Annotated in this window: 3 protein-coding genes; all 3 read left to right on the top strand. The window is 38.7% G+C overall.

Annotation, left to right across the window (positions count from 1 at the left end; translation table 11 throughout):
• On the top strand, nt 1–1,726 hold a 1,726-nt coding region (locus D8Y20_RS13690), incomplete at its 5' end, for a hypothetical protein (protein ID WP_161957651.1).
• A 424-nt stretch (nt 1,727–2,150) separates the two neighbouring features.
• Complete coding sequence (locus D8Y20_RS13425) at nt 2,151–2,462, top strand: hypothetical protein (RefSeq protein WP_121544216.1); 312 nt, start codon at nt 2,151–2,153, stop codon at nt 2,460–2,462.
• Nucleotides 2,463–2,732: 270 nt separating this feature from the next.
• The gene (locus tag D8Y20_RS13420) at nt 2,733–3,536 is read left to right on the top strand and encodes a hypothetical protein (protein ID WP_236075457.1); all 804 of its coding nucleotides are present in this window, start codon (nt 2,733–2,735) and stop codon (nt 3,534–3,536) included.
• The last annotated feature ends 110 nt before the right edge of the window (nt 3,537–3,646 follow it).

Genomic DNA, 3,646 nt, shown 5'->3' with positions numbered 1-3,646 from the left:
ATGCTTAGATGTAGGGAAAAGAGTAATCATCGTAGATGACTATCATAAATTAAACCTTACTAAAGAAAGAAGAAAAGAGTTTCTTGATCGTGCATCAAAATTTTCCTCCTACACTTTTTTGTTCGCACAAAATCTAGCCTTGGCAATTAATGAAATTGTGAATGCCGAAGGTGGAGGCCTTGAAAAAGACTTTAGCAATGTAAATATACTTCAATTTAATCGCCAACGACGAAATCGATTGATTGAAAATTGGTTGCTACTTGATGGTGAACCAGAAGATAAGAATGCTTTTGCACACCGCTTAAACTTTATGGAAACAACGATAACAGACCTTCTCGGAAAAAACTTTGTTCCATCATATCCCATTTATGTTCTCTCAGTATTGCAAGCATCTGAAACTGCAACCCAGATTGACACTAGGGCAAGCACTCAAGGGTATTACTATGAGATTTTTATTAAAACAGCTTTGTCTCAAGGGAAATCCAACGTTGAATATAATATTCTCGAGACATATTTAGCCCATCTTTCTTATCATTTTTTCGAAAATGAGGTTAAAATATTAGATGAAAGAGCATATCAAGACTTTCACTTCGCTCATCAAAATAACTTTGATATTGAACGTTCTTGGAAAGATATTAGTTCAAGTTTAATCGAGAAACAGATTTTTATTGCTACAGATGGCAACTATCATTTTGCTCAAAAATATTTGTATTACTATTTTACAGCTTACTATATGCAAGATCATATAGATGAGGAGAGTATTCAGCATAGAATCGCATTTTTATGCCAACATCTATATAATGAAGAATACTCAAATATACTTCTATTTTTAGCGCATTTGTCAAAACATCCTATAATCATTCAAGAATTGATTAATGCCGCGGAACAGCATTTCCCTGATGTTCAACCAGCATCGATTGATGCAGACGTAGTCTTTCTTAATGAACTTGATCATGCTGTATTAGATATCTCTTATGAAGATTCCGATCATAGAGAAAACAGGAAAAAACTACTCGCAAACATAGATGAAGATGAACAACGAGATACTTTAAATTACGAGCTTACTGAGAACGATAAAAACCAGATGACTGATCCTGCTATAAAATTAAATGGTGCTTTAAAAACACTCCAGATTTTAGGGCAAGTGCTAAAAAACTTTCCGGGGTCAATTCATGCTGAGCAAAAATATGAAATTGCTAACTCATGTTACAGATTAGGCCTTCGGTCTTTAGCATCGATGTATAACTTATTGAGAGAAAATGAAACTTTAATTTTAGAAGACTATATGAACATTATTAAAGTACATCATCCATCGATGCATTTAGATGATATTCGAAAGCGCGCAAAAGAAACAATTGTTGGTATGGGGCGTGTGGTCACATACGGCATAGTTAAAAGAATTTCTGGTGCAGTAGGCTCTCCTGATCTTTCTGTGACATATCAAAGACTATTAAAAGACAATGATATTCCATCCTATAATCTAGTTGATGTTGCTTTACAATTAGATCATGGAGGGAGTTTCCCTTTAAACAGAGTTAAAGAAGCAAACAGTTCGATTCAAAATAATTTTTTAGCACTAAATACACTAAGGTTGTTAGTGGTTGAGAACCTTTCATTGTTTCCTGTTTCATATGATACAAGGCAAAAGGCATGTGAAGCTGTCGACGTTTCATATTCAAAGTTAACAGTAACGAGCATGAATCAGAATATTATTTCTAAGCGATAGAATAAAGGTGACAGTATTTAGGTCTAGTCGCACGAAGGTAAAGTGTTGAAATTAAAGGATGAATGGTCTATAAATGGTAGAGGTAAGAGCTTAGAAACATCTTTTTGATATGAAAAAGGTGCTTCTAAGGGAGGAGCCATGCCGCGAGCTAATCGTCATCATATTCCGGGACAAGTATGGCAGGCACATTACGCATCGCTGCCATAAAGGTGAATTTTTGTTCAAGTTTGCAAGAGATCGGAAGAGTTGGATTGGCTGGTTGTTTGAAGCAAATATTAACAATGCCAGGCTTTGGTTATTGGGTTTTGTGCGGAGATGGACGACACACCCAACCCGCAAATTTCGGTATTAGGGATTGAATCTTGAATTTAAGTTGATCGTTATTTTTCCGATATATTATTTAATGTAGTGAACAGGAGCGTGCATGCAGGTAAATGCAAACATTGCAGCCATCAACAACGCCTCTAAAACGCAAGAGGTCTCAGCCAATAATATTGCCAATGTGAATAGCAATGATTTTAAGGCTAGTAGGGCAGTGCAATCAGGTGATCAATTGAATATCAGCCCGGAAGCCCGTGCTGCTATGCAGAATACCAAGGGTGAATCGATCTCTACCACTGACCCAGCCCAGGATATGGTGCAGATGAGTGTTAATCAGAGATCTGTCGAAGCGAATGTCGCAGCCATCAAAACCCAGGAAGATATGCAACAAGCTCTTTTAGCAATTAAAAAATAATAACGAATATTAACTCTTAACTTGAATCACAAAGTCTTTTGGGGATAAAAAGATGGCCCCGGAACCGTGGCCCTTTCATCGGTGTCTGAAGAGACAAGGAAGGGGGATTAGCTCTCTATGGTGTCTTCCTGAGTTTCAGAGAGCATATTTTTTCAATGTGCTTGCACAGTAGTTTCATTCTAAGTCATTTTGTTATTTACAGGCTCGATTCATGCTCTCTTTTATGGATGATGTGCGCCTGCTTGTATAACTGATGCATATGGGGATGGAATGAGTTCACGGTATATGGTGTTGAAAAATGGTAAAATCATTGCGCAAGAATCGTCTATGGATGATGTTGAAGGTGTAATCTCTCGTGATTTTCGTGTTAAAAAGCAGGATGAGTATGAAGTAAAAGATTTCGAATCTGATGCATCTGTTTGTCTGGTTGAGCTGCTGGATCAGTTGCGTGCTGATGCGACTCCTCAAAAAGAGATCAAGTTCCCTGAGCGTAAACGGCAAAAGCCTATCGCGCGTAATACACCTATTGCCCGTTCACCCATTAAAAATAAGCCGGGTGATTTTACTACAAGCGCGCGCAAACCGATTAAACGCACAGGCATTACCCGAAAACCCATTGATTGGGAAAAAACAGAGCGCAAAGCGATCGTATTTCCGCAAGCAAAACCCTATGAGCCACCCAAACGCAAAGCCTATAAAAAACCAAAAGTACGGCGCAATGATGTAGTGGATGATCATTACAGCGCTTGGTTAGGAGAGCAGCCGTGCATCATCACTGGTATGGTCGCTGAGCGGGGAATTGGGCCATATAATATGCATTGCCACCATGTGAGAGGGCGAATACCGCGCAATGATTACAATCAGGTTCCGTTGATTGGGTTTATGCACACATGGCATGGGGATAGTTATCATGTGATGGGCAGACACAGTTTTCTGGAAAAGTGGAGAGATAAAATTGGTGATGCTGATTGCATTATCGAATATTTTGAGTCGCATGCCAAAGCATTCAAAGCAGAGTACGATTTAATTCACGGCCATGACCAGAAAAAATGTGAAGATATTTCAGATCAATAAAGAGAAAAAGGCCCCGAAAAACCGGAGCCCATTCAACTGTCTCTGAAAAAACTTATGGCGCGGGTGAGTCACGTTCCAGTGAAATAAAAGCCAGGTGCCTGATTTGGCAG

This window comes from Mariprofundus sp. EBB-1 (assembly GCF_003665155.1).
In the GTDB taxonomy this organism is placed as follows: Bacteria; Pseudomonadota; Zetaproteobacteria; order Mariprofundales; family Mariprofundaceae; genus Mariprofundus.
The sequence above is the reverse complement of the archived record's forward strand: the minus strand, read 5'-3'. Positions and strand labels throughout refer to the sequence as shown.